The sequence below is a fragment of the Providencia sp. PROV200 genome (genome assembly GCF_049901995.1).
Classification (GTDB): Bacteria; Pseudomonadota; Gammaproteobacteria; order Enterobacterales; family Enterobacteriaceae; genus Providencia; species Providencia rettgeri_E.
In genome coordinates this window covers 370,843-397,472 of sequence record NZ_CP096307.1, presented here as the reverse complement: position 1 = coordinate 397,472, position 26,630 = coordinate 370,843, and the positions used below count along the sequence as shown (strand labels likewise).

Sequence of the window (26,630 nt, the reverse complement as noted above, 5' to 3'; positions counted from 1 at the left end):
TATAAAAAGGACGTCTATTAGACGCCCTTTTTTACTAAGTGGTTCTTTCTTATTCAGAAAGAGCGGTATTATGCAATGATTTTTGCAACAACACCCGCACCTACAGTACGGCCACCTTCACGGATTGCGAAACGTAAACCGTCGTCCATCGCGATTGGGTGGATCAGGGTAACGATCATGTTGATGTTATCACCTGGCATTACCATCTCTACGCCTTCTGGCAGTTCGATAGTACCTGTTACGTCAGTTGTACGGAAGTAGAACTGTGGACGGTAACCTTTGAAGAATGGAGTATGACGACCACCTTCATCTTTGCTCAGAATATAAACTTCTGATTCGAATTTAGTGTGTGGCTTGATTGAACCTGGTTTTGCCAGTACTTGACCACGTTGAATTTCTTCACGTTTAGTACCACGCAGCAGAACACCAACGTTCTCACCCGCACGACCTTCGTCCAGCAGTTTACGGAACATTTCAACGCCAGTACAAGTTGTTTTAACCGTGTCTTGAATACCAACGATTTCAACTTCTTCACCAACTTTGATGATACCACGCTCAACACGGCCTGTTACTACTGTACCACGACCTGAGATTGAGAATACGTCTTCGATTGGCAGCAGGAATGGCTTGTCAATTGCACGCTCTGGCTCTGGGATGTAGCTGTCCAGGTGCTCTGCTAATTCAACAATTTTCGCTTCCCACTCTGGGTTGCCTTCCAGCGCTTTCAGTGCTGAACCGCGAACAACTGGAGTGTCATCGCCTGGGAAATCGTACTGAGACAGAAGTTCACGAACTTCCATTTCAACTAATTCTAACAGCTCTTCGTCGTCTACCATGTCACATTTGTTCAGGAAAACGATGATGTAAGGAACACCTACTTGGCGACCTAACAGGATGTGCTCACGCGTTTGTGGCATTGGGCCATCAGTCGCAGCAACAACCAGAATTGCACCGTCCATCTGAGCAGCACCAGTGATCATGTTTTTAACATAGTCGGCGTGTCCTGGGCAGTCTACGTGTGCGTAGTGGCGAGTTGGAGTATCATATTCTACGTGTGAAGTAGAGATGGTGATACCACGCGCTTTTTCTTCAGGTGCGTTATCGATTTGATCGAACGCACGAGCAGCACCGCCGTAAGTTTTTGCCAGAACAGTAGTGATAGCTGCTGTCAGAGTAGTTTTACCGTGGTCAACGTGGCCGATAGTACCAACGTTAACGTGCGGTTTTGAACGTTCAAATTTTTCTTTAGACACGACTCTATTCCTTATGGAGTTCCCTCTTCACGATAAAGAAGGAACTTAAATTAAAGTAGTTAACCGATAAAAATCGATTATTTAGCGTTACGAGCTTCGATTACAGCTTGTGCAACGTTGTTTGGTGCTTCATTGTACTTCAGGAACTCCATAGAGTATGAAGCACGACCTTGTGTCTGAGAACGCAGGTCAGTAGCATAACCGAACATTTCTGACAATGGTACTTGTGCACGAACGACTTTACCAGTAGGCAGGTCATCCATACCTTCAATCATACCACGACGACGGTTCAGGTCACCAATAACATCACCCATGTAGTCTTCTGGTGTTTCCACTTCAACTTTCATGATTGGCTCAAGCAGAACTGGTTTAGCTTTTTTGAAGCCATCTTTAAACGCGATTGAAGCCGCAAGTTTAAACGCCAATTCAGAGGAGTCAACATCATGGTAAGAACCGAAATGTAAACGAACCCCCATGTTAACAACAGGGTAACCAGCTAATGGACCAGATTTCAGCTGCTCTTGGATACCTTTGTCAACGGCAGGGATGTATTCAGTTGGAATTACACCACCTTTGATGTCGTTGGCAAATTCGTAATCCATTTGAACGCCGTCTTTATCGTTTTTGTTCAGTGGGAACATATCGATAACGACATGACCGTACTGACCACGACCACCAGATTGTTTAGCGTGTTTACCTTCGATATCAGTCACTTTCATAGTGATTGCTTCACGGTAAGCAACTTGAGGTTTACCAACGTTCGCTTCAACTTTAAATTCACGACGCATACGGTCAACCAGAACATCCAAGTGTAATTCACCCATACCAGCGATGATAGTCTGATTAGTCTCTTCATCACTTGATACGCGGAATGATGGGTCTTCTTGAGCCAGACGGCCTAATGCGATACCCATTTTTTCTTGGTCAGCTTTTGTTTTTGGTTCGATTGCAACAGAGATTACTGGCTCTGGGAATTCCATACGCTCCAGGATGATTGGTGCATCAACAGCACATAAAGTATCACCTGTAGTTACGTCTTTCAGACCGATTGCAGCCGCGATGTCACCAGCGCGAACTTCTTTAATCTCTTCACGTTTGTTAGCGTGCATCTGTACGATACGGCCAAAACGTTCTTTCTTCGCTTTAACTGCGTTCAGTACTGTGTCACCTGAGTTAACAACACCAGAGTAAACACGGAAGAACGTTAAGTTACCAACGAATGGGTCGGTTGCAATTTTAAATGCTAATGATGAGAATGGCTCATCATCACTTGCGTGACGCTCAGCAGGAGTGTCTTTACCATCGTCCAGAATACCATTGATTGCAGGTACATCTGTTGGCGCAGGTAAGTAATCAATAACAGCATCCAGCATCGCCTGAACACCTTTGTTCTTAAATGCAGAACCACAGGTAACCAGGATAATTTCGCTTGCAAGAACACGTTGACGTAATGCAGCTTTAATTTCTGCTTCAGTCAGTTCTTCACCGCCCAGATATTTTTCCATCAGTTCTTCTGATGCTTCTGCTGCGGTTTCGATCAGGTTGTTGTGCCACTCTTCAGCTGCTTCTTGCATGTTTGCAGGGATATCTTCGTATTCGAAGGTAACGCCCTGGTCTTCATCGTTCCACTTGATTGCTTTCATTTTCAGCAAGTCAATAACACCAGTGAACGACTCTTCTGCGCCGACTGGTAATTGCAGTGGAACTGCATTAGCTGCTAAACGTGATTTTAATTGCTCAACAACACGTAAGAAGTTCGCACCCATACGGTCCATTTTGTTAACGAACGCGATACGTGGAACTTTATATTTGTTAGCCTGACGCCATACAGTTTCAGACTGTGGCTGAACACCACCAACCGCACAGTAAACCATTACTGCGCCATCGAGAACACGCATAGAACGTTCTACTTCGATGGTGAAGTCAACGTGTCCTGGGGTGTCGATGATGTTAACACGGTGTGGCTCATACTGTTTTGCCATACCAGACCAGAATGCAGTAGTCGCTGCAGATGTGATAGTAATACCACGCTCTTGCTCCTGCTCCATCCAGTCCATTGTTGCAGAACCTTCGTGAGTTTCACCAATTTTATGGTTTACACCAGTATAGAACAGAATACGTTCAGAAGTTGTGGTTTTACCGGCGTCGATGTGTGCACTGATACCGATATTACGATAACGTGCTATGGGCGTTTGACGGGCCATTTTTTCCTCTCTCGTGGGCGTTCAATGCTTCATATAAAGGGTAGCAAATGGCTACCCTGAGATACATCACTAATGTAGGTAAGAAATAATTACCAACGGTAGTGTGCGAACGCCTTGTTAGCTTCTGCCATACGGTGAACGTCTTCACGTTTCTTAACAGCGGAACCTTTGTTCTCAGCAGCGTCTGATAATTCATTTGCCAGGCGAAGTGCCATAGATTTATCACCGCGTTTACGAGCAGCATCAACGATCCAACGCATTGCCAGGGCATTACGACGAACCGGGCGAACTTCAACTGGAACTTGGTAAGTTGAACCACCAACACGGCGGGATTTAACTTCCACAGTCGGACGCACGTTATCCAGTGCTAATTCGAATGCATCAAGTTCAGTTTTACCAGAACGCTGAGCAAGGGTCTCAAGTGCGTTATATACGATTGCTTCAGCAGTAGATTTTTTCCCGTCTACCATCAGGATATTTACAAATTTGGCCAGTAATTCTGATCCGAACTTAGGATCTGGAAGAATTTTACGTTGACCTATTACGCGACGACGTGGCATGGATATGACTCCGTTGTTAATTCAGGTTTGTCCAAAACTCTACGAGAGTATTTTGACATTAAGATTAAAATGTTTGGCCTTACTTAACGGAAATCCATTAAGCCTTAGGTTTCTTCGCGCCGTATTTAGAACGAGCTTGCTTACGGTCTTTAACACCAGAACAGTCCAGTGCACCGCGAACGGTGTGATAACGCACACCTGGTAAGTCTTTAACACGACCACCACGGATAAGGATAACGGAGTGCTCCTGCAAGTTGTGGCCTTCACCACCGATGTAGGAAGAAACTTCGAAACCGTTAGTTAAACGAACACGGCATACTTTACGTAATGCTGAGTTTGGTTTCTTAGGAGTGGTAGTATATACACGAGTACATACGCCACGTTTTTGCGGGCAAGCTTCCAGTGCTGGAACGTTGCTTTTCACAACTTTCGAGCTACGGGATTTGCGTACCAGCTGATTAATAGTTGCCATTATTAAAAAAGCTCCTGGTTTTATTGCTTCGTAAACACGGATTTTGACCCCGTTCGCCAACATGACGATACACGAGGACGCGAAATTTTATTGCTGACTGGCTCAGGTGTCAAGAAATATACAACTTTTAATGCCTTTATATAGCAAAATGTTGTTTTTGGACTTCTGTTAGCTTCACAAAACCTTGATATGTGATCACAGAAACGGTGGTTGAGAGGATATTTTGCAACCCGCGAGCGTTGATGTCGACATCCAAAGCATACAATTGCGCGCCTGTTTTTTGTAATGTCGCAAGAAAAGGCGACTGTGCGACTGCCGCAACCACGCCGTCCTGCATCAGTAAAACTACGTCTTCAGCCGTAATAAAACCGAGCACCGCAGAAAAATCACATTTAAATGGAGATGTTGCTAATGTATACAGCATAGAAAAGATCCTACTATAGATCAAAACCTAACCCAAGCTCAAAATTCGCACAGTAGATTAAAAATTAAGCACCACATCACATTCCGCTATTTTAGCTCTGATCTCTTTCTTGTTGAGAATTGTTGGTGTCACAACCCATTCACCATTCTCTCCCAACCCTCTTTCTTGTAACGAAGCACCGCAGAGATAAATTTTTTCAATGTCATATAGCGGCAATATTTTAAATGTTACGATGTAATCTCGGGCAAGCACTTCCGCAGGGTGTTGGTTTGCTAGAAGCTGATAGACTCCATCAGAGAGAAAAAACACCTGAATGTCTTCTGTCAGCGCTGAAGTTGCTAATAATGCATCTAGCCCTTCTCGGCCACTGGCATTTCCATGGGGCATGGTTGTAAAGACAAAAGCTATTTTTTTCACACGATACCTTGTATTGAGCTGTTCTTAGAATTGAATCGTTCGGTCTGTGGTTATCATCGCTTCCGCAAGGCTCCCTAACCCACTCATGATAAAGCCCTCAGCAAGGTTAGCCGTTGGAAGAGATAAACTCTGCGCTTGTTCTTGGTCAACCACTCCTCGACGTAACGCAGCGGAAACACAGATATGCATTTCACACCCAGATTGTTTTGCAAGTTCCTGCCAAGCTGCAACTAAATTAAATTCATCTGTTGCCGGTGATGTGAGCTGGTTCGCATTGAAAACCCCCTCTCGATAAAAAAAGAGTGTTTTCAATATATGCCCTTCTTCAAGAAGGGCTTTTGCAAATTGATACGCACTTGCTGCTTGTTGTGTACCGTAAGCGGGGCCAGTCACAACTAAGCAATAAGTTAACGAATTGATATTACTCATTCACCACTCTTAAATTGACGAATGTATAAGTACACGGTGTGTTTAGAAATATTCAGGCGATCTGCAACTTGGTTAATGGCATCTTTAATATCGAAAATGCCTTTTTCGTATAAGTTAAGAACCACTTGCTTATTTTTCGCATTATTAGAAACATTACGGTCACCGCCTACTTCTTCAATCGTATATTCGAGTGTTTGCGCGACAAGATCATCAACTGAAGAGGCGAAGTTCACATCGGAAGTAACTTCTTGTTTGGTTTCTGGAACAAACGATTGAATAATTTCAGAGAATGGCACATCTAGGTTCATATTAATGCATAGTAAGCCAATCACACGTTGTTTGCGGTTACGAATGGCAATAGTCACGGATTTCATTAAGTCGCCGTTTTTTGCTTTCGTAAAATAAGCTTTCGAAACATTCGATTCTTCGTCTGCCATATCATGCAACATTCTCAACGCAAGGTCTGTTATCGGTGAGCCGATTTTACGCCCAGTGTGCTGGCCATTTGCGATTCTGACTGCAGAGCAGTTTAGATCTTCTAAAGAGTGAAGAACAATTTCACAATGCCCACCAATTAGCATTGCCAGACCATCCACCGCGGCTTCATATGATTTTAAAATTTCATGGTCTGTCTCAGAAAATGGTTGGTTATCCAATATGTTAATATCGCTGAGATCGTGTGATTGTATAGAATCAGACATTTCAACATCATCCTTCTAATGTAAAAACTCATCCTGTTGACTAAAAAGGCGTTCATTATTCGACTATTTGGCCTTCATTACTTTGTTTGTAGCCAACAATTGTGATGATAAAAAATAAAATAGAGTCTTCTGAAGTTAAAACTCCAAGACGTTGCCGTCAAGCGAATGAATGCAAGACAGTCTGTTTTATCACAAGTTTTAAACAATTTGAGATTTTTTTTGATGAGAAAGACGAAAAAGCCCAAGGCATGAATGCATTGGGCTCAAAAATAGACTTAGCTAATACTTTGTGAGTGCTTATTTCGCGGCAGGTTTGATATCTAATAATTCAACATCAAAGACTAATGTTGAATTTGCAGGGATACCCGGCACGCCATTTTCACCATAAGCTAATTCAGCAGGGATCACTAACTGCATTTTCCCACCTTTTTTCAGGTTAACTAGACCTTCAGTCCAGCCTTTAATAACTGAATTTAATGGAATTGTCAGTGGCTCGTTACGTGAATATGAGCTGTCGAATTCAGTACCGTCAATCAGTGAACCTTTATAGTGAACTACGACAGTTTCATCTGCTTTAGGTTTCGCCCCTGTACCGTCTTTTTCAATTTTGTACAGTAAGCCAGATTTGGTTTTAACTACGCCTTTTTCTTTAGCGTATTTTTCGCGATACTCAGCACCTTTTTTCTCATTCGCTGCTGATTCGTCTTTCATTTTTTTGTCAGCGGCTTCTTTGACTTGGCCTTCAAATTGACGCAATGTTTCCTCAACTTCTGCATCGGTCATTTTGCTTTTGCCGTTAAATGCATCTTGGACACCAGCCAGTAATTGAGCTTTATCCAAATTAATACCGATTGTTTTCTGTTCTTCTAAAGAATTCTGCATGTAGCGACCTAAAGATGCGCCCAATGCATACGCATTACGCTCTTCTGCGTTTTTGAATGCGCTGCTTTGTGCTTTGGCTTCCGCTGCCATCACTTGCGGAGCAGCAAAAGTAAATGCTAGCGTAGTTGCTAAAAGGCTTGCCTTAAACAGTGATTTCATCCTAGTCTCCGATAACTTTTCTTCGATTATATTCGAATAGCGAACTATTCGTTTTATGGGTAGGGCTCTTTAAGTTTAGACCCCGTTACCCCATTGAGTATTAAAAAAATATAATAACTACTGAGACCACATTAACAAAAAGTCGTTTCTTCGCCTATATCTTTAACTAAAACTTATCTATTGATTTGTAATGTTCAGTTATTATGATGGTTTAATTACGATATAAACGCTTAAGGAGAGTCGAATATGGACTCATCTGATACATTTGAACAACGTTTAGAACTTTTAGAAAGTAAAGTTGCCTTTCAAGAACTGGCTATTGAACAACTTAATCAGGTTATTACTGACCAGCAAATGCAAATGAGCCGCCTGCAAGAACATTTGCGCATTGTGGCTGAAAGACTGAAATCATCCCAAGATTCTCACTTGGCAAGACCTGAAGAAGAAACACCACCACCACACTATTGATTTTAAACGTAAAAAAGGAAGCTTTTGCTTCCTTTTTTTATAAACACTAATACAGCGCATTAGTGGCAGCCGCAACCGCCTTGTTTGTGACCATGCCCGTGACCTTCACCGCCACCACAGCAACCGCCTTCTGAACCGTGGCTATGACCGCCACCGCCACAGCAACCACCTTCGTGGTCGTGGTCATGGTCGTGACCGCCAGCGCCATGAACGTGGCCATGTGCGATTTCTTCTTCTGTTGCTTCACGGATAGCCATGATTTCAACATTAAACTTCAGGTTTTGACCTGCTAACATGTGGTTACCGTCAACGATAACTTCATCACCTTCGATACCTGTGATTTCAACAGGAACTGGGCCCATGTCAGTGTCAGCTAAGAAACGCATACCCACTTCTAACTCATCAACGCCCATAAATACATCTTTAGGAACACGTTGAACTAAGTTGTCATCGTATTGACCATATGCATCATCTGAAGCAACTTCAACATCGAAGTTTTCGCCGACAGAACGACCTTCTAATGCTTTTTCTAAACCTGAAATTAAAGACCCACGACCATGCAAATAGTCCATTGGCGCGCTTGCTGGCGACTCATCAACTAAAACACCGTCTTCTGTTCTTACTTGATAAGCCAAGCTGACCACCAAGTCTTTTGCTACTTTCATGACATCTCCTACTACCCGTAAGGGAAAAATTTTTTGCCAATTGTACCGAAAAACTATAGTGATGTATTGAGAATTGACAAATTTCTATTATTCAGGTGTAAAAATTCCAATAACTTGCTCTTTTTGTCTAACATGCTCCGTTGCTTCATCCCCTGCTTGGCGTTGTTGGTCACCGCAATTGACACACTCGACAACATCGATTTTATCTTCACGCCACATCATTAATGTGTCTTGTGACTTGCACTTAGGGCACGTCGCCCCAGCAATAAAGCGTTTACGTGTTGAAACCATTTCTAACCCTTATTGTTCATTGTTCCAGCTATGAGGCTGTCGATGTTCTCTTTGCATTTCTTTCTCAAAAAGCTCATTAAGTTCACGGCGTGCCTCTTTAATGCGTGAAATTTGCCCGCTGTCACTATTTTCATTCTCTGGGTAAATATCTCTAAGCATTTTCATGTCTAAACGGCGGAAATGCTGCTTCGCGCGATAAGCTTTATGAGGATGCATCCCCGTGCTAACAAGCGCTTTGCTTCCTAATTCAAGTGCGCTTGAGAATGTTTCACGGCTAAAATCAGTCACTCCACTTTGTAATAGCTCATGGGCCTCAAGACGACCTTTAGCACGTGCAATGATATGCAAGTTAGGGAAATTTTCTTGGCAAATTTGCACAATTTCCATCACTTCTTCCGGTACATCACTGGTGATCACAATAGATTTTGCTTTATCTGCTCCTGCTGAGCGCAATAATTGCAGCTCACGCGCATCACCATAATATACAGTATAGCCATAGCGGCGCATGGTACCAATTGCCGTAACATCTTGTTCTAGCACGGTGATTTTAACCTTGTTAGCCATCAATAAACGGCCAACCACTTGCCCCATGCGGCCAAAACCGACCAAAATAACATGCGGGTCATTGTCTTCCACAAACGGTTTTTCACTCGAGGCGGGTTGTTGATTATAACGGTAGTTCAAATAAGCATCTATCAGTTGCATCACAAGTGGCGTAGTCATCATGGAAAGTGTGACAACCACCAGCAGTAAGTCCATTTGCCATTCATTAATCACACTTGCCCCAAAGGCAGTTCCATAGATCACAAAAGCAAATTCACCGCCTTGGCTAAGTACCCCGGAAAATTGCGCTCTTGCACCATTTCGAAGCCGAGCCGCTAAACTCAAGCCGTAAAGCACCAACGCTTTGACTCCGACTAATACTGCAACAGCAATCAATACTTGTGGTAAATAAGCCCATAACACATCTAAGTTTAATGACATACCTACTGAGATAAAAAATAACCCCAATAATAACCCTTTAAATGGCTCGATATTAATTTCTAGTTCATGGCGAAACTCAGTTTCCGCTAACATGACTCCCGCCATAAAGGTGCCCAGTGCCATAGAAAACCCAAGGCTTTCCATAATGAGCGCAGAACCTAATACCACCAGCAATGCCGCAGCCGTAAAAATTTCATGAACGCCAGATTTCGCGGCAAGCCTGAACATCGGCCGTAATAAATAGCGGCCAACGACCCATAAGCCGGCGAATGCCACTACCTTCAAGCCAATTTTTTGCCAATCACTGGTTGCGGTGTCCCCGGCGAGCAATGGGATCAGCGCCATAATCGGGATAACGGCCATATCTTGAAATAACAAAACAGAGAAACCAAGTTGCCCACTTTCTTTATTGGACATCCCTTTTTCGTTCATCAACTGAAGCGCCATTGCCGTTGATGACATCGCCATTCCTAATCCACCGACAATGGCGGCTTGCCAAGAGAATTTGGCTAAAAATAACAGTGACGCCATGATAGCAGCGGTCACAACCACTTGAAGCGTACCAACACCGAAAATCGAGCGCCTAAGTTCCCATAATTTAGAAGGTTTGAGCTCTAACCCAATGAGAAACATCAGGAACACGACCCCCATCTCGGAGAAGTGTAAAATATCATCAACATTATGAATAAAGCCGAAAACAAATGGCCCAATTATGATCCCGGCAAGCAAATAACCGAGCACAGCACCTAAGCGGATTTTCTGTGCGATAGGCACCATTATTACCCCTGCACAGAGGAAAATAATAACGGACTCAAATAGCCCCAGTTCTGACATTAGGATAGTCCTCCCGCGCCTAGCGGTTGTTGCATCCATTGACGGTAATCATCGATAAGCTGTTCAAAGCGTTCTTTCGGTTGCCGACGAGCTGCATAAATAATGATTGGTTCTAACCACTGCATATCACACATTAATGCAGTCAATTCAAATGGGCGAAGTATTTCTGTGAGTGGGTAATGGTTATATCCATCATGTTGGTAAGCATGAACGGGCTCTCCGGTGGTGATCACCGAGCGCCAGTATTTGCCTTTTAATTTTTGGTACCCCACATCGGTAGCAAAACGGCGAGTTAACACACGGTCAAACCACTCTTTCAACAATGCAGGGCAACTATAAGTATAAAGGGGATGTTGAAAAACAATGATGTCGTGCTGGCACAATAATTTTTGTTCCGCGGTAACATCAATAAAATAATCCGGATAAATTGCGTATAAATCATGCAGGGTCACATGTTCAAGACCACGCACCGCATCAAGTAACGCCTTATTGGCTATAGACTCGTCGGGGTCCGGGTGAGCGTAGACCACCAGCACTTTTGGTGTATTTGACATCTTTCCCTCCTCAAAGGCGTGTCAGACGGAACATTTTCCGTTACCATGCAGCCTGCTATACTCGTCATACTTCACGTTGCGGTGTTGTTGACTACGCGCATTCGCGCTAGTCACCGACTTAAGTAGGCTCCTAGCAACTCATTTGCTTGTCGCCTAACCGCACCGTGAAAGATTTAGAGTATATACGTTGATAATTTAACATATTTTGAATAGACGGTTGCTATGATTGTTTTCTCTTCACTCCAAATTCGTCGAGGTGTCCGTGTTCTGTTGGACAATGCCACTGCGACTATTAACCCCGGCCAAAAAGTTGGTTTAGTGGGTAAAAACGGCTGCGGTAAATCGACCCTTCTTGCGTTATTAAAAGGCGAATTGCAAGCTGAAGCAGGTTCTGCAACCTTTCCAAGTAATTGGTCCATGGCATGGGTGAACCAAGAAACCCCAGCGCTTGATGTGCCCGCTCTTGAATATGTGATTGATGGCGACCGCGAGTTCCGAGCTTTAGAACAAAAACTTCAACAAGCTAATGAAAAAAATGATGGTCATGCCATCGCTGTGGTTCATGGGCAGCTTGATGCCATTGATGCATGGACCATCCGTTCTCGCGCATCCAGTTTGCTACATGGTTTAGGTTTTAGTCAGTCACAACTAGATTCCCCAGTAAAATCATTTTCCGGTGGATGGCGGATGCGTTTGAACCTCGCGCAGGCACTGCTTTGCCGTTCTGACCTGTTGTTACTCGATGAGCCAACCAACCACCTTGATTTAGATGCAGTGATTTGGTTAGAAAAATGGTTAAAAAGCTACCAAGGCACCCTGATTTTGATTTCCCATGATAGGGATTTCCTCGACCCGATTATTGATAAAGTCCTGCATATCGAACAAGAAACGATGTTTGAATACACGGGTAACTATTCTTCTTTTGAGCGCCAACGTGCGACAAAACTCGCTCAGCAACAAGCGTTGTATGAGAGCCAACAAGCCAAAGCAGCGCATTTACAAAGTTATATTGACCGTTTTAGAGTGCAAGCGACGAAAGCCAAGCAAGCACAAAGCCGTATTAAGATGCTTGAAAGAATGGAAATGGTCGCACCCGCTCATGTGGATAACCCATTCCATTTTTCATTCCGTAAACCAGAAAGCTTACCGAATCCATTATTGAAAATGGAAAAAATCAGCGCTGGCTACGGTGAAAAAGTCATTTTACAATCCATTAAACTAAACTTGGTACCAGGTTCACGCATCGGCCTACTGGGGCGCAATGGCGCGGGTAAATCAACTTTAATCAAAATGTTAGCAGGTGATTTACCACCATTACAGGGAGAAATCGCCCTCGCAAAAGGGATTAAACTCGGTTATTTCGCCCAGCACCAATTAGAATATTTACACCCTGAAGAGTCACCTTTGCAGCATCTTGCCCGCCTTGCACCAGAGCAAACTGAGCAGCAGTTACGTGACTATTTAGGTGGTTTTGGCTTCAAAGGCGACCAAGTGACTGACCCAAGCGGCCGTTTCTCTGGCGGTGAAAAGGCCCGTTTAGTACTCGCTTTAATCGTCTGGCAGCGCCCAAATTTACTGCTACTTGATGAGCCAACTAACCACTTGGACTTAGATATGCGCCAAGCACTTACCGAAGCCTTAATGGCCTTCGAAGGGGCTTTAGTTGTCGTTTCCCATGATAGGCATTTATTGCGTACCACCACCGATGAACTGTATTTAGTCCACGGCGGTTCTGTAGAGCAGTTTGATGGTGATTTAGAAGATTACCAACAATGGCTAGCTGAGCAAAATAAGCTCGAATTACAGCAAGTGCGTGATCAACAAGAGAAAGATAAGCCGGCGGCCGCTGCAACGGTTACAGCACAAGATAGAAAAGATCAAAAACGTCGTGAAGCTGAATTTCGTCAGTTAACCCAGCCTATCCGTAAAAAAATTACGGAATTGGAAAAGCAGATGGATAAGCATTCCAATGCCCTAAGTGACCTAGAAGCCAAACTTTCTGATGCTGCCATTTACGAACAAGATAAAAAAGCCGAATTGACGGAATGTTTGAAAAAACAAACTGAACACAAAGCAGCTCTTGAAGAGGTCGAAATGGAGTGGATGGAATTGCAAGAGCAGTTAGAAGCTATGACCAGTGAGTCATGAAGCATTACCTTTGATATTTAAGTTTGAGTCAGATGAGAGCTTAACGGTGCTCTCATCTTTTCTTACCGCATGTTTCGCTAAGTTATAGATAGTACAACAAACTGAAATACTATTACTCTGTTATAAAAGTAATTTTGCGGAATATCAAAATTACCTTTCGGTTAATGCCTGTTTCATTCGTGTAATCGGCTTAATCAGATAATCAAAAACACTTTTCTCACCCGTTTTAATATCAACGGAAGCAATCATTCCAGGAATGATATCCATTTTATTGTTATTTTTATCGAGTAAGTAATTCGTTTCTGTTTCAACAATAATACGGTAAAACGTTTCTTCTTGATTTAATTTTAATTCATTACGCTGATTATTATTACTTAAAGTGTCAGGACTGATCAATTTTACAGTCCCTTTTAACCCGCCATAAATAGCATAGTCATAGGCAGTTATTTTGACTACTGCAGGCATCTCTGGTCTTAAAAAAGCGACATCTTGTGGCCGAATGTAAGCCTCAACCATTAATTTATCATCTAGTGGTATAATTTCTAGGATATCTTGCCCAGTATTAACAACGCCACCTACTGTCGTAATCTTAATATTTTTCACAATTCCACGTACAGGAGCATGGATTTCTGAACGTATAACATGGTCTTCGCGCATACGCATATTTTCTTTGGCTTGAGCAAGTTCAGAGCCAACACGAATTAACTCCTCATTCGCCTCTGCGATATAATTATTTTCACGCTCATTAATTTGTGTTGCTAGCTCGACAGACTGTCTTTCCATGCGCAACACTTCCACATGAGATACCAAGCCTTCTTTGGCTAAAGGTCGAGTAATTGCAATTTCTCTATCTAATAAGTTTTTACTTTGTGTTAAACCCGCAATAGCCTCGTCTCTTTGCCTTTTTTTTGCATTAAATGCATTTATTTCACGTTCCACTAACTTTTGGTCGTTAACTGTCGAAAAGTCAGGTTCTTCATTACGTGATTCACTATATAACCGAATATATATTGCTTCTAAATTTTGTACCTTCGCTTGGCTTTCTCGTAAAATAGCCATACTTCTTGCATCATCTAACTTGAGAAGTATTTGCCCTTTTTCAACGATATCACCTTCTTTAACAAACATTTCTTCAATATTACCGGGATCGATGCTTTGAATGACTTGTTCACGACTACTCGGAATAATCGTACCCTGCCCTCGAATTATCTCTTCTAAATCACTGAAATAAGACCAAACAATAAAAACAGTTAATAACAGTGCTAAGAATAGGATAGGAAGAAACAATAAGGTATGACGCTCTTTCTTCATCACTGATTGTAAATCATGTGAAAAATCATGAGATTGATAACTGTTTTTTCTCTTCTCGGAATATTGGTTATGCTTGTTCATGTTCAGCCTTCCCTTCATGTTGTTTAATAGTGCGTCTGACTTGTGAAACAATACGAACTTGTGGCGCGGCAGGATGCTGAACTCTCGGTGTATCTGTGCTTACAGCTTTTTCTATATCATCCTTCTTTTCTAGTGTTTTAAGCACCGAATCTTTAGGGCCATCTAATACAATTCGGCCATTATCAACAACAATAATACGGTCGACTAAACTCAAAATAGGTAATTTATGTGTCACAACAATAAGTGTTTTATTTTTAGTCCATTCACCAATAGCCGCCAATACGTCTTTTTCCGTTTCAACATCAATTCCTGTGGTCGGCTCATCTAATAAAACGACTTGTGGATTATGTAATGTCAGTTGTACTAAAGAGACAATTTGCTTTTGGCCTCCAGAAAGGCCTAAGCCATCTTCACCTAAGGGCATGTCTAAACCAGCCGGATGTTGGCGAATAATTTTATCTAAATGAAAACGCTGCAACGCATGAATTAAGTCGTCATCAGAGGAATAACCGTCAAGACGGGCAAGGTCAAGATTGTCACGCAGCGTTCCAAAAAATAACCGTGGTTTCTGTGTTAACATCGCCAATTTACTTCTTAAGTAAATTGGGTCTATTTGACGAATATCTATATCATCTAAAAGTATATTGCCTTCTTGCTGCTCATATAGCCCAGTTAATAGTTTTAAAAGGGTACTTTTTCCACCACCGATCTTGCCTAAAATGGCCACTTTTTCTCCAGCCATAATGTTTAAATTAATATTATCCAAGGCTGGTTGACTATCTTTGCTATAACGATAGCTAACATTAGATAACGTTAACGCACCTCTAATGGAGGTTGGTGAAATATATTTTTTATGATCTTCGCGCTCAATTGGTCGTTCAAAAATATTTTTAACACCATTTAACGCTGTCCGAGCAGATTGAAAACGTGTTGCTAAACCCGCAATTTGTCCTAAAGGTGCTAATGCACGTCCAGACAGTATTACACTGGCAATCAAGCCACCCATGGTAATGCGTGAATCTACATCATTAGCATGGATCAAATAGGTTCCAACAAAAACCAATGCAACAGTATTGATTTGTTGCATTCCCGCACTGAAATTCAACATAAAGTTGGTCAAATTACGTACTTTAACGGAAGCAAACGCCGTTTTCTCTGTTAATATTTCCCACCGCTGTTGAGCCCAATTAACCGCATTATTCAACTTTAACGTTTCAATACCTTCGATAGCTTCAACAGCTAAACCCTGTCGCTGAGAGGTTTCTTTCATCGATGCATTAATGCCTTCAGCTAAAGGTTTTTGAATTAAAATACCAGCGATAATAACGATAGGAATAATAGTCAATGGAACTAATGCGAGATAACCTCCAATCATACTGATCACTCCAATAAACAACAGAATGAAAGGGAGATCGACAAGCGCTATCAAGCTAGCACTCGTCATAAATTCACGGATGGATTCAAAATCACGTAAATTATTTGCATAAGAGCCAGATGAAGAAGGTTTTTTATCTAAGCTAATCCCCATTACTCGGTGAAATAACATAGCGCTTATTATGATATCAGCTTTTTTTCCAGCGATATCAAGGAGGTAACTCCGCAACATTTTTGCTAAAAATTCAAAGCATATTGCTAGCAGTACACCTATCGATAATACCCATAATGTTTCATACGCTTGATTTGGGATCACTCTATCATAGACATTCATGACATATAGGGAACTAATTAACGCCAAAACATTAATTACAAATGAAGCTACGATAACTTGATAATAATACTTTTTAAATTGCCAAATTATTTTCCAAAAATGATTTTTTTCGTATTTTTCAATTTCAGAACGGCTTTCAGATTTTATATTTCGTTTTATAAACCAACTATATCCCGAATAATTTTTTGATAGCATTTCAAAGCTAATTAACTGACAAATCCCTTCTTTCGTTAAGATTTCAAAATAACGTTCATCATTGTTTTCTTCTATTTTATTAACAACAATAGATTCATTATTTTCAAGTAATACAATAAAAGGAACCGCAATGGTCGGGATAGCTTTCAAATCAATTTTAATCAACTGGTTATCGAATTGATGTGAATTTAACACGCTAACAAGAGAGGAATAATCTATTGATTTATCATCTTTTCTTTTTGTTTGAGATAGCAATACCTCTGGCAGGATAGCATACCCTAACCGCGCAGTAACCAGAGATATATTATTAATAATATTCATGTTATTTTTAGCACTTATTGATTCATCCATGCAGACATTTTTGCCTGCACACTAAGATAACTAAGTGTCGCGTCTCTATAATCATTTTTCAAAGTGACTGCACTTGTCTGTATATTTGCTAATTCGTTATAAGCATCTAATAAATCGATCAATGAACGACGGTTAATCGTAAATTGTTTTTCATAGTTACTGACAACTTTTTTTTGCTCCAAAATATAATTTTTAGCTATAACTTCTTGTTCTTCACTTTTTATCATATTGATAGCTGCGGATTGGCTCATTTCTTCAATTTCACGAAATGTTATTTTAATTCGTTCATTAGATGCCAATAAGGCATACTCTTTTTGTGCTTCACTATAATAACTAGCTTGGTCAAAGATATTCCAAGAAACACGCAAAAAAACCTCTTTATTATCAGGCGTTGCATTTATTTCTAAGTTTAGTGCAGGTTTTCTCATTGCACTTGCAACTTTCACATCTGCCTCAAGGCTTTTCGCATCGGCAACCTGTGCTTTATAACTTGGGTTATTTTCCAAATTACTCTCTTGAAAATTCCGTAAAACTTCAGTGCTGTCAGTATTTCGAAACGGATCAATGAATTGTTCTGCTAATAATTTTCTTTGCGTTAATATCGATAGCTGACTCAATGCTAAATTTAAATTTCGTTCAACTTCAGCTCGGTTCATCTCAACTTTTAAAGTACGTGCTTTAACTTGCGTTAATTCACTTGAACGGCCAGGGTCATACTGAATTATCGCATTTAACTTCTCTAATATATGTTGATGACGAGCCAAGTTTTCATTAATAACAACAAGTGTTTCTTTATTTCTTAAAATAAGTAAATAAAGCTGACTAATTCGAACACTTATATCTTCCTGAGAAAGAACATATTGGTTCTCATAGTATTCTTGTTTGAATTCCTCTCTATCAACACCAGCTTCTATTCCTCCCCAAGCATAAACATTCATCGTTGTTTTCACTCCTGGATGAAACCCAGACTCCATAGAGTTACTTTCATATTTATGATGTTGAGCAACCGGCTGAGTCCCCATCACACTTACCACTGGATAGTGCCCTGAATTTGCCATTTTCACATTACTTTGTGCGGCTTGGTAATTCGCATAAGCTTCTTGAACTTCAGGCGTATTATATAAAGAATCTTTAAGTAAAGTTCTTAATTCAATAACATCAGCCACTGTATTCACAGAGAACACACCCAATAAGAATATAGCCAGAATATTAAAAGCTCTTAATTTCATATTTTAAACATATGTCTATAAAGAAGGATGTAAATACATTTCAATCTATTAACATTAAAAATACTATATATAATAAAATAAAAAGGCAGGATTAATCAGCCTGATTACTCATTAAAATTTCTATTCGTATAAATATATCAAAATGTTGGGGGTATTATTTTTAATACCCCCATAGTTATTGTTCTAGATTATTGCAGCTTGGTTTTCTTGTAATGCATCTAGCGATGAATTCATAAAACCATTCAAATTGGTTGATGCAATACTCCCATCAACATCCATTTCATGTAGCTCCATCGTATTTTCTTGTGAAAATAGCTTCAGTAATGAAAGGTCACTCGTTATTGATGATACACTCGTAGACTCTTTAAGATTACTTATATTCACAGTAATTGAAGGCTGATAACTCGTACCATCATTATCTGTTAGCGTTAAAGTAAACTCTTCTTTATCAACACCAATTGGGCGAGTTGTACTTGGTCGATAAGAGAAATCACCGAAGTTTTTCTCTCCTAAAGAAATCGAAAAGAGCCCACCAGCATTGGTCTTAATCGCGACTTCACCGTTACCGAAATCAGCCCAAATACCTTTATCGCTTCCATCAGATGTCACTGATTTATTTGATGGGTCATATTTGTAAGTTATACCATCGACTTCAACACTAATTGATTTCATTCCATCAGCACCAAAGGTTAAAGATGAATTTGCATCTTTACCTTTAGAAAAGCTACTTTCGATAACATTCTCATTCGGTACATATTTACTTAAAATATTACCTAACGAACTCATATCTTTCAGCACAATTACATCGTTATGGTCATTATCAGTATTTTGTTTACCATCGAAAGCAACGGGTTTCAGATAATCTGAACCGGTTTTTCCATTATTGACAGTCACCATGTCTTGACCAATTCCAATTGCAACAGAACGAATTCCATTATCTACCAAAAACTCAGTCCACTTATCTTCACCAATATCGGTATAAGCACTTCCTGGAACATAATCTTGAGGTGACTGCTCACTTATCCCTTGACCATAGTTTTTATTTCCCATATTAGGAGTGCCATCACTAATAAAGAAGAAGGTATTATCAACAGATTGCTCCGTCACAGGCCCCGTACCACTTGCTGGATGATTATTATAACTATCTACGATTTGCTGTAATGCTGCATCATAGTTGGTATTCACCCCAATATTTAAGCTTCTTGACAGGTCACCTTGCCTACCCTTTAAGCTGTTAATCAAATCTTTAGCTTCATCCAAGGTAAACCAATGCGAAGTACTATGCGTTGTTTGTAATGATGGATTAATCACCGACGCTTTATCTGCAAACCCATTTAAACTCACACGAACGTCACCTGAATCCGCGCTGTTTAAACGCTCTTCATAGCTCTTTAACAAACTCTCAATTGAATCTAGCGCGGCATCATAGCGTGTTTTCATCCCTGATCTCGTGTACCCACCCAAAATACCACTATCATCTTTCCCCATGCTACTGGATAAATCTAACGAGATAATTACGTTCGCATAGAATGTATTATCAGTTGGAGCTTGTACCACGACTTCAACATTATCAGAGAATGGCTTATCATCATGAATAATAATTTCAGTATCAACAATATCGACGCCATTAGTTAACCCAAAATCAACCTTGAGTGTGTCGGTACCTATTGGATGGTCAATAAGACCTTTCAAATCAACTTGATAATCAACGCTCGTTTGGCCATTTTCATTCTTTGTATCAGTGATGGTGACAGCAATAACCTCTTCACCTTCTGATGTTTTTCCTACAAAACCATCATTGGTCGCTTCCCATATAACGGTTTTACCACCGGATGTCAGAGTTGTTGTTGGCGCTGTTATTTTTAGATCTTGCTCTGTAATCGGCTTATCATTTGGGTTGGCTAATGTTGCCGTTCCTGTTGTTACGGCTAAAGCACTATCCGCAGTTCCATCTGTTCTAAGCCCTTTTTCATAAACATCCACAACTGATGGTAATGATGGCGTAATTTCAATGGTTACTTCAGCAATATTCGAAATATTGCCGTTTTTGTCCGTGACTTGGTAGGTGATGGTGTCGGTGCCCACTTCCCCTTTATTTGGGGTGTAAACCAGTTTGCCATCGGCATCGAATGTTGCCGTCCCTTTGGTGCCGTTGGTCACGATCACCGCGGTGCTTGGGTCGATATCGCCGTCCAAGTCGGTGTCGTTGTGCAGCACATTAAGAGTTACCGGTACGCCGTCTTTAGTGGCGATGCTGTCGTTGTTCGCCACTGGCGCGGCATCGATGGTGACAGTGACGGTCGCGGTATTGGAAACGTTGCCGTTTTTGTCGGTCACTTGGTAGGTGATGGTATCCGTGCCCACTTCCCCTTTATTTGGGGTGTAAACTAACTTACCGTCAGCATCAAATGTTGCCGTCCCTTTGGTGCCGTTAGTCACGATCACCGCAGTGCTTGGGTCGATATCGTCGTCCAAGTCGGTGTCATTGTGCAGCACATCAAGAGTTACCGGTACGCCGTCTTTGGTCACACCATGGTCGTTGTTCGCCACTGGCGCGGCATCGATGGTGACAGTAACCGTGGCCGTGTTCGACACGTTGCCGTTTTTGTCGGTCACTTGGTAGGTGATGGTGTCGGTGCCCACTTCCCCTTTATTTGGGGTGTAAACCAGTTTGCCATCGGCATCGAATGTTGCCGTCCCTTTGGTACCGTTAGTCACGATCACCGCGGTGCTTAGATCGATATCGTTGTCCAAGTCGGTGTCATTTTTCAGCACATCAAGGATCACAGGAACTTCCGTTTTCGTCACACCATGGTCGTTGTTCGCCACTGGCGCGGCATCGATGGTGACAGTGACGGTCGCGGTATTGGAAACGTTGCCGTTTTTGTCGGTCACTTGGTAAGTGATGGTGTCGGTACCCACTTCCCCTTTATTTGGGGTGTAAACCAGTTTGCCATCGGCATCGAATGTTGCGGTGCCTTTGGTGCCGTTGGTCACGATCACCGCGGTGCTTGGGTCGATATCGTCGTCCAAGTCGGTGTCGTTTTTCAGCACATCAAGGATCACAGGAACTTCCGTTTTCGTCACGCCATGGTCGTTGTTCGCCACTGGCGCGGCATCGATGGTGACAGTGACGGTGGCGGTATTGGAGACGTTGCCGTTTTTGTCGGTCACTTGGTAGGTGATGGTGTCCGTGCCCACTTCCCCTTTATTTGGGGTGTAAACCAGTTTGCCATCGGCATCGAATGTTGCCGTCCCTTTGGTGCCGTTGGTCACGATCACCGCGGTGCTTGGGTCGATATCGTCGTCCAAGTCGGTGTCGTTGTGCAGCACATTAAGGGTTACCGGTACGCCGTCTTTAGTGGCGATGCTGTCGTTGTTCGCCACTGGCGCGGCATCGATGGTGACAGTAACCGTGGCCGTATTCGACACGTTGCCGTTTTTGTCGGTCACTTGGTAGGTGATGGTGTCCGTGCCCACTTCCCCTTTATTTGGGGTGTAAACTAACTTACCGTCAGCATCAAATGTTGCCGTCCCTTTGGTGCCGTTAGTCACGATCACCGCAGTGCTTGGGTCGATATCGTCGTCCAAGTCGGTGTCGTTGTGCAGCACATTAAGGGTTACCGGTACGCCGTCTTTAGTGGCGATGCTGTCGTTGTTCGCCACTGGCGCGGCATCGATGGTGACAGTAACCGTGGCCGTGTTCGACACGTTGCCGTTTTTGTCGGTCACTTGGTAGGTGATGGTGTCGGTGCCCACTTCCCCTTTATTTGGGGTGTAAACCAGTTTGCCATCGGCATCGAATGTTGCGGTCCCTTTGGTGCCGTTAGTCACGATCACCGCGGTGCTTGGGTCGATATCGTCGTCCAAGTCGGTGTCGTTTTTCAGCACATCAAGGATCACAGGAACTTCCGTTTTCGTCACGCCATCGTCATCTTTCGCTTCAGGGGTATGCTCTACCAGTTTAGAACTGCGACTTCCTCCACCTGAACTTGAAGCAATAACGCCAGCAATAGGAATAAGTGCAGCTAACCACCATGGGTTAAATGCCCATACTGGTGCTAATGCATCACCGCCTATGGCTTGCCCTGTCGCTTGACCATCCGCCAATTGACTAATTGCATCACTTTTTTCTGCACTTTCTGGAATATATGGGAAATACTGACCATTTTCATGTTGACCAATAATTAGATTAGAGCTTCCTTCGTGATAACCACTCTCACCATTATCCGCAAAATAATTTTCGATAATAATATCTGGCTGCTCGATATCGCTACCTTCAAAAGCAATAAATAAATTTTTATCAACTCGTTTAACTGCGATATTTTCTGGTGCAAAATTAGTTTCTTCATCAATTAAGAGATAATTAACATTTTTTTTGCATTAATATGCAATGGTTGATTTTGTTGGCCTATACCCTGTTGCCCGGCAATAACAGAATGTTGCTCAATTGTTTTTTCGCTATTATTAATTTTAATTGATATTTTTTTTATAGACATAGTTATCCATTGCCTCATTGAAGACAATTATTCATTGTTTTAAATTTATTGGAGGATTTTCAGTTATTGACAATCTTCGAGCATATCAACACGTGATAAAGTATGTGACTGAACGCTTATATTTCCTTTAATATCATTCAGTTCCTTTTCATCCATCGCTCTTAGTTTAGTTTTCCCATCAACTTCAACAATCAAAAACAGATGCTTTTTTCCAGCTTCTAATTCAAAAAAATCGGAAGCATTTAATTTAGTATTATAACGTTCTCTTACGTCTGTCTTATAAGCTGTTAAATTGTTTCTTCCAGCACACAGCTCAATACCCTTAACGGAATTACTTTCTAGCGAAGTTAAATATTCATTATTCACAAATATATTAATTGTTTTCCCTTTAACTTGATTATCTATGCGATAAAATAAAACTAATGCTTTATTATCATTAACCAAGTTATATTCTTTGAGAGTGTTCTTATTGTTCCATGATTCTTTATTATAACCATGTAACCCATCATTCCTCATACAGCCAGAGAGTGCAATTACACACAGCATTATTGCAAACCCATATATTTTTCTCATAACAACCCTTTCTGATACAATTAGTTTTTTATTTAAAACGGAAGCCATTCCCTTCTTTAAATAAGGAAATTAATATTGAATTGGTGACATCTAGAAATTGGATTTAATTAGAATCCAATAGCAAAAATATATGATTTGTACACTATGGTTCCAACCTTATAATTTCCCCTCTCCAGGTAAAATATTTAGTTACATACTGAAACTTTTAGCATTATATAGTTTGCAATTGATATACGTCAAATAAATAACCAACAGCTATATCAATCGACCGAATAGATATCAATATTAGTCGCTATTTTACCAATTGATTTTAACCGACTGTTTTATAAGATAAAAAACAGTTTAAAGTTTAAAATATTTTTTTATAACCCTTAAGGAGTAAAGCAGAAAAGATTAGAAAATAACAAAAATAAAAATTTTCACTTGAAAATATGACATTTGTAGGTGATTTAAATATTTTTAATTCTCCCTACAATATGTTATCGAATTGTTTTTTATTTGTTTTATTTGCGTATATTCCCGCCGTAATTAAGCAGAAAAACAGATAATTTAATAGCGTAATATTCCTATTATATATAGAATTATGAGAGCATGATGTGAATATTCACATATGAAAATTAAATACGTTCTTTATCGAAACAATTATAAATCAGGTGAACTGAACATTACCTAGGAATTATTATTCTCTTTTTTAGCATGATTATTCCTAATTAATTTTCATCAAAGTATTCTTATTTAGATGAATAGAACGAATGTATAATACCCACAGAAAAACTTGGGTTAATTCCCTTTTTCACATAACAAATAATATTAAAATAACTTTTAGAGATATTTAATTATTAAGCCATTAAATATTTCTAATGACTTAATAATCTCTGACAAATTAATAGATGAATATACTTACTTTATGGCAATTTTTCTTTCCTAATGTTTTACTAAAAGGATCAGTTAGTTCCCTGTATACACATCACATAATACTGGCCATCAATAATTTCAGTGCCTTCCGTTTCGTGTTCAAAGCCAGGAAATTCGCTATCCCATGCTTGAAGGCTATTTAGATAGCCAATATGTGGACTATTTTTATCACCAAAACTTTCCCCTGATAGCAACATTGGAATGCCCGGTGGGTACGGAATAATCGAGTTTGCTGCGATACGACCGGCGAGTTTATCTAAAGGCACCGCCTCAACGCGGTTAGCAACAATTTCTTGATAGGCATCGCGTGGGCTCATCATCACTTGAGGGAGTTGCTCATAAGCTTGGTTTAACTGGCCTCCAGGGTTATTTTTCTGCAGATACACAAACATTTTATTCCCTAAATCACGTAACCCCATCTCACCATAAATTTCAGGTGCCGCTTCAACCACTTCAGGCAATACCTTTTTCAGTGCTGTATTATTGTCATAGTGGCGTTTAAACGATAGCAGCGCATTAACCAGCGTCCCCCATTTACCTTTTGTAATTCCCATTGAAAACAAGAACATAATTTGGAAATCAGTCGTCCGGGTTGGCACGATACCATAGTGATTTAACCATGCCGTGACTAGCGCTGCTGGGACTCCGCTATCCAGTAATTTACCATCATCCCCCATTCCTGGAGACAAGATACTGACCTTAATCGGGTCAAGCATCGCCCAATTTTCAGGGATATCTTTAAAACCGTGCCATTTATCTTCAGGGTTCATCACCCAGCAGCTTTGCTCTTTCATCAACAGTTCAACAGGGGCATCTTCAAAAGCATAGCGCTTACCTGTTGCTGGGTCTTTCACCATCTCTTGATTCCATGGTTTAAAGAACCACTCGTCGTCATTGATAAATTCTTTATATAGGTAGCCCAGTGATTGGCGAAAGTCGATAGCTTCACGGATCACTTCATCAGTAAGTGAACGTCCACTATTACCGTCCATCATGTCTGCGGCAATATCATTCGAAGCACAAATGGCATATAGCGGTGAAGTGGTCGCATGCATATGGTAGGCTTGGTTAAAACGATTAAAATCAATCGCATTACGGCCATTTCGAACGTGGATAAATGAAGCTTGCGAAAGTGCATTCAATAATTTATGCGTAGAGTGAGTCGCAAAAATGGTCGGCTCATCGTCTTTTCTGGGGTCATCACGCATCGCAAAATGGTCATGGTAGATAGGGTTAAAACGTGCGTAGCCGTACCATGCTTCATCGAAATGGATCCTATCCAATGATTTATCCAGCAAGTCTTGTACTTTACGTGCGTGATAACATACGCCATCGTAAGTACAGTTGGTGACAACGCTATATGCAGGACGTTTGCCTATTTTATCCGACGTTAATGGGTTTTTAGCGATTTTTTCAGCAATCGCTTCTGCGGTCATTTCTTGAGGGTAAATCGGACCAATGATGCCATAACGATTACGGCTTGGCGTCATATAAACCGGTTTTGCTCCGGTTAAAATCAAACCTTGCTCAATAGATTTGTGGCAGTTACGGTCAATGACAACAACATCATCATCTGTCATGCAAGCTTGCATAATTGTTCGGTTCGAACCGGATGTTCCCACAACCACGGAATAAGATTGGTCAGCCCCAAAAATACGTGCGGCATTTCTTTCACATTCACCAAATGCGCCGGTATGATCTAACAGTGAACCCACAGCAACCCGCTCGATACCAATATCTGTACGAAATAAATTTTCCCCAAAGAAATCATGATAGATGCGACCTGCGGGGGTTTTAGTGAACCCAACACCACCTTGATGCCCCGGAGCTGCCCATGAATATTCATGTACATCACTGTATTTAATCAAGCTTTTCATCAAAGGGGGTAATAAATTAGCACGGTAACGGATAATCGCGGCAAGGACACGGCCTGCAATAAAATCTGCAGAATCTTCTAAAATCCACGCAAATTCATCGACTTGTTCCATCATCTTACGGTCAAATGCCGTCAAGGCTTCTTCACGATCACTTAATAAAAAGACAGGGACATCTTCTTGCCTGCGATGAAGTTGGGTAATTAATTGATGTGCTTGCGTTTGTTCCTGCGTGTCTGACATATCACGGCCATATAACAAGCAGTCAATGCTGGTGTTTGACCGAATGTATGCCATCCCATCTTCAAAATTACGAATGATCACGGTTTCTACGTGCTCATCTTTAAGTTCACTGGCGAGTCTTGCTACGGCATGGCTAATAACGGAGTCGTCATCGGTTAATTCCGTATAAACTATGAGTGCTCTCATCAATAACTCCCTTTTAACTT

At 41.2% G+C, this 26,630-nt stretch carries 22 protein-coding genes; 2 read left to right on the top strand and 20 right to left on the bottom strand.

Annotated features, from left to right (window positions below; genetic code table 11):
• Nucleotides 1-68: 68 nt before the first annotated feature.
• The 9 genes from tuf to fkpA form a co-directional block, all read right to left on the bottom strand.
• Nucleotides 69-1,253 carry an elongation factor Tu gene (gene tuf, locus M1E86_RS01780; protein WP_217748398.1) on the bottom strand — a complete coding sequence of 395 codons (1,185 nt, stop codon included), beginning with the start codon at nt 1,251-1,253 and terminating at the stop codon, nt 69-71.
• Nucleotides 1,254-1,330: 77 nt separating this feature from the next.
• Entirely contained in the window at nt 1,331-3,457 is a 2,127-nt protein-coding gene (gene fusA / locus M1E86_RS01775) for an elongation factor G (RefSeq protein ID WP_125895212.1), read from the bottom strand.
• An 89-nt stretch (nt 3,458-3,546) separates the two neighbouring features.
• Nucleotides 3,547-4,017: a 30S ribosomal protein S7 gene (rpsG, locus tag M1E86_RS01770; protein WP_004262486.1), complete on the bottom strand. Its 471-nt coding sequence runs from the start codon at nt 4,015-4,017 to the stop codon at nt 3,547-3,549.
• Between the two features lie 97 nt (nt 4,018-4,114).
• The gene (gene rpsL, locus M1E86_RS01765; protein ID WP_004265905.1) at nt 4,115-4,489 is read right to left on the bottom strand and encodes a 30S ribosomal protein S12; all 375 of its coding nucleotides are present in this window, start codon (nt 4,487-4,489) and stop codon (nt 4,115-4,117) included.
• A gap of 136 nt (nt 4,490-4,625) precedes the next feature.
• Nucleotides 4,626-4,913, bottom strand: a complete 288-nt coding sequence (tusB, locus tag M1E86_RS01760) for a sulfurtransferase complex subunit TusB (protein WP_125895214.1) — start codon at nt 4,911-4,913, stop codon at nt 4,626-4,628.
• 57 nt (nt 4,914-4,970) lie between these two features.
• Nucleotides 4,971-5,300, bottom strand: coding sequence for a sulfurtransferase complex subunit TusC (gene tusC / locus M1E86_RS01755; RefSeq protein WP_241098780.1), 330 nt, complete (start codon nt 5,298-5,300; stop codon nt 4,971-4,973).
• A 54-nt stretch (nt 5,301-5,354) separates the two neighbouring features.
• Nucleotides 5,355-5,759 carry a sulfurtransferase complex subunit TusD gene (gene tusD, locus M1E86_RS01750; RefSeq protein WP_213914627.1) on the bottom strand — a complete coding sequence of 135 codons (405 nt, stop codon included), beginning with the start codon at nt 5,757-5,759 and terminating at the stop codon, nt 5,355-5,357.
• A complete protein-coding gene (locus M1E86_RS01745) occupies nt 5,756-6,460 on the bottom strand; it encodes a helix-turn-helix transcriptional regulator (RefSeq protein ID WP_213914626.1) in 705 nt (234 codons plus the stop codon). Before M1E86_RS01745 ends, tusD begins: the two co-directional genes overlap by 4 nt.
• Nucleotides 6,461-6,757: 297 nt before the next feature.
• Nucleotides 6,758-7,501: an FKBP-type peptidyl-prolyl cis-trans isomerase gene (fkpA, locus tag M1E86_RS01740; protein WP_102138909.1), complete on the bottom strand. Its 744-nt coding sequence runs from the start codon at nt 7,499-7,501 to the stop codon at nt 6,758-6,760.
• A gap of 246 nt (nt 7,502-7,747) precedes the next feature.
• Here fkpA and M1E86_RS01735 point away from each other — a divergent pair, with 246 nt between their 5' ends.
• A complete protein-coding gene (locus tag M1E86_RS01735; RefSeq protein ID WP_004262507.1) occupies nt 7,748-7,969 on the top strand; it encodes a SlyX family protein in 222 nt (73 codons plus the stop codon).
• 59 nt (nt 7,970-8,028) lie between these two features.
• Here M1E86_RS01735 and slyD read toward each other — a convergent pair whose 3' ends face one another.
• From slyD to kefG, 4 genes are all read right to left on the bottom strand, one after another.
• Complete coding sequence (slyD, locus tag M1E86_RS01730; RefSeq protein ID WP_004262508.1) at nt 8,029-8,634, bottom strand: peptidylprolyl isomerase; 606 nt, start codon at nt 8,632-8,634, stop codon at nt 8,029-8,031.
• Between the two features lie 87 nt (nt 8,635-8,721).
• On the bottom strand, nt 8,722-8,925 hold the full coding sequence (locus tag M1E86_RS01725; RefSeq protein WP_125895220.1) for a YheV family putative zinc ribbon protein: 204 nt from the start codon (nt 8,923-8,925) through the stop codon (nt 8,722-8,724).
• A 9-nt stretch (nt 8,926-8,934) separates the two neighbouring features.
• Nucleotides 8,935-10,743 (bottom strand): glutathione-regulated potassium-efflux system protein KefB, encoded by a 1,809-nt coding sequence (gene kefB, locus M1E86_RS01720; RefSeq protein WP_213914625.1) that lies wholly within the window; start codon nt 10,741-10,743, stop codon nt 8,935-8,937.
• Nucleotides 10,743-11,297 carry a glutathione-regulated potassium-efflux system ancillary protein KefG gene (kefG, locus tag M1E86_RS01715; protein ID WP_125895223.1) on the bottom strand — a complete coding sequence of 185 codons (555 nt, stop codon included), beginning with the start codon at nt 11,295-11,297 and terminating at the stop codon, nt 10,743-10,745. The genes kefB and kefG overlap by 1 nt, the downstream gene beginning before the upstream one ends.
• Nucleotides 11,298-11,519: 222 nt before the next feature.
• Here kefG and M1E86_RS01710 point away from each other — a divergent pair, with 222 nt between their 5' ends.
• Nucleotides 11,520-13,445, top strand: a complete 1,926-nt coding sequence (locus M1E86_RS01710) for an ABC transporter ATP-binding protein (RefSeq protein WP_213914624.1) — start codon at nt 11,520-11,522, stop codon at nt 13,443-13,445.
• Nucleotides 13,446-13,595: 150 nt separating this feature from the next.
• Here M1E86_RS01710 and M1E86_RS01705 read toward each other — a convergent pair whose 3' ends face one another.
• The 7 genes from M1E86_RS01705 to adiA all read right to left on the bottom strand — a co-directional run bounded on the left by M1E86_RS01705 (nt 13,596) and on the right by adiA (nt 26,610).
• Nucleotides 13,596-14,837: an HlyD family efflux transporter periplasmic adaptor subunit gene (locus M1E86_RS01705; RefSeq protein ID WP_213914623.1), complete on the bottom strand. Its 1,242-nt coding sequence runs from the start codon at nt 14,835-14,837 to the stop codon at nt 13,596-13,598.
• Nucleotides 14,824-17,061: a type I secretion system permease/ATPase gene (locus M1E86_RS01700; RefSeq protein WP_213914628.1), complete on the bottom strand. Its 2,238-nt coding sequence runs from the start codon at nt 17,059-17,061 to the stop codon at nt 14,824-14,826. Before M1E86_RS01700 ends, M1E86_RS01705 begins: the two co-directional genes overlap by 14 nt.
• Before the next feature lie 14 nt (nt 17,062-17,075).
• A complete protein-coding gene (locus tag M1E86_RS01695; RefSeq protein ID WP_213914622.1) occupies nt 17,076-18,320 on the bottom strand; it encodes a TolC family protein in 1,245 nt (414 codons plus the stop codon).
• Nucleotides 18,321-18,503: 183 nt separating this feature from the next.
• The gene (locus tag M1E86_RS01690; protein WP_426099235.1) at nt 18,504-22,430 is read right to left on the bottom strand and encodes an Ig-like domain-containing protein; all 3,927 of its coding nucleotides are present in this window, start codon (nt 22,428-22,430) and stop codon (nt 18,504-18,506) included.
• Nucleotides 22,431-22,675: 245 nt separating this feature from the next.
• Nucleotides 22,676-22,819: a hypothetical protein gene (locus tag M1E86_RS01685; RefSeq protein WP_426099234.1), complete on the bottom strand. Its 144-nt coding sequence runs from the start codon at nt 22,817-22,819 to the stop codon at nt 22,676-22,678.
• A 63-nt stretch (nt 22,820-22,882) separates the two neighbouring features.
• On the bottom strand, nt 22,883-23,440 hold the full coding sequence (locus M1E86_RS01680) for a DUF2846 domain-containing protein (RefSeq protein WP_254879825.1): 558 nt from the start codon (nt 23,438-23,440) through the stop codon (nt 22,883-22,885).
• 896 nt (nt 23,441-24,336) lie between these two features.
• Nucleotides 24,337-26,610: an arginine decarboxylase gene (gene adiA, locus M1E86_RS01675; protein WP_125891638.1), complete on the bottom strand. Its 2,274-nt coding sequence runs from the start codon at nt 26,608-26,610 to the stop codon at nt 24,337-24,339.
• Nucleotides 26,611-26,630: the final 20 nt, after the last annotated feature.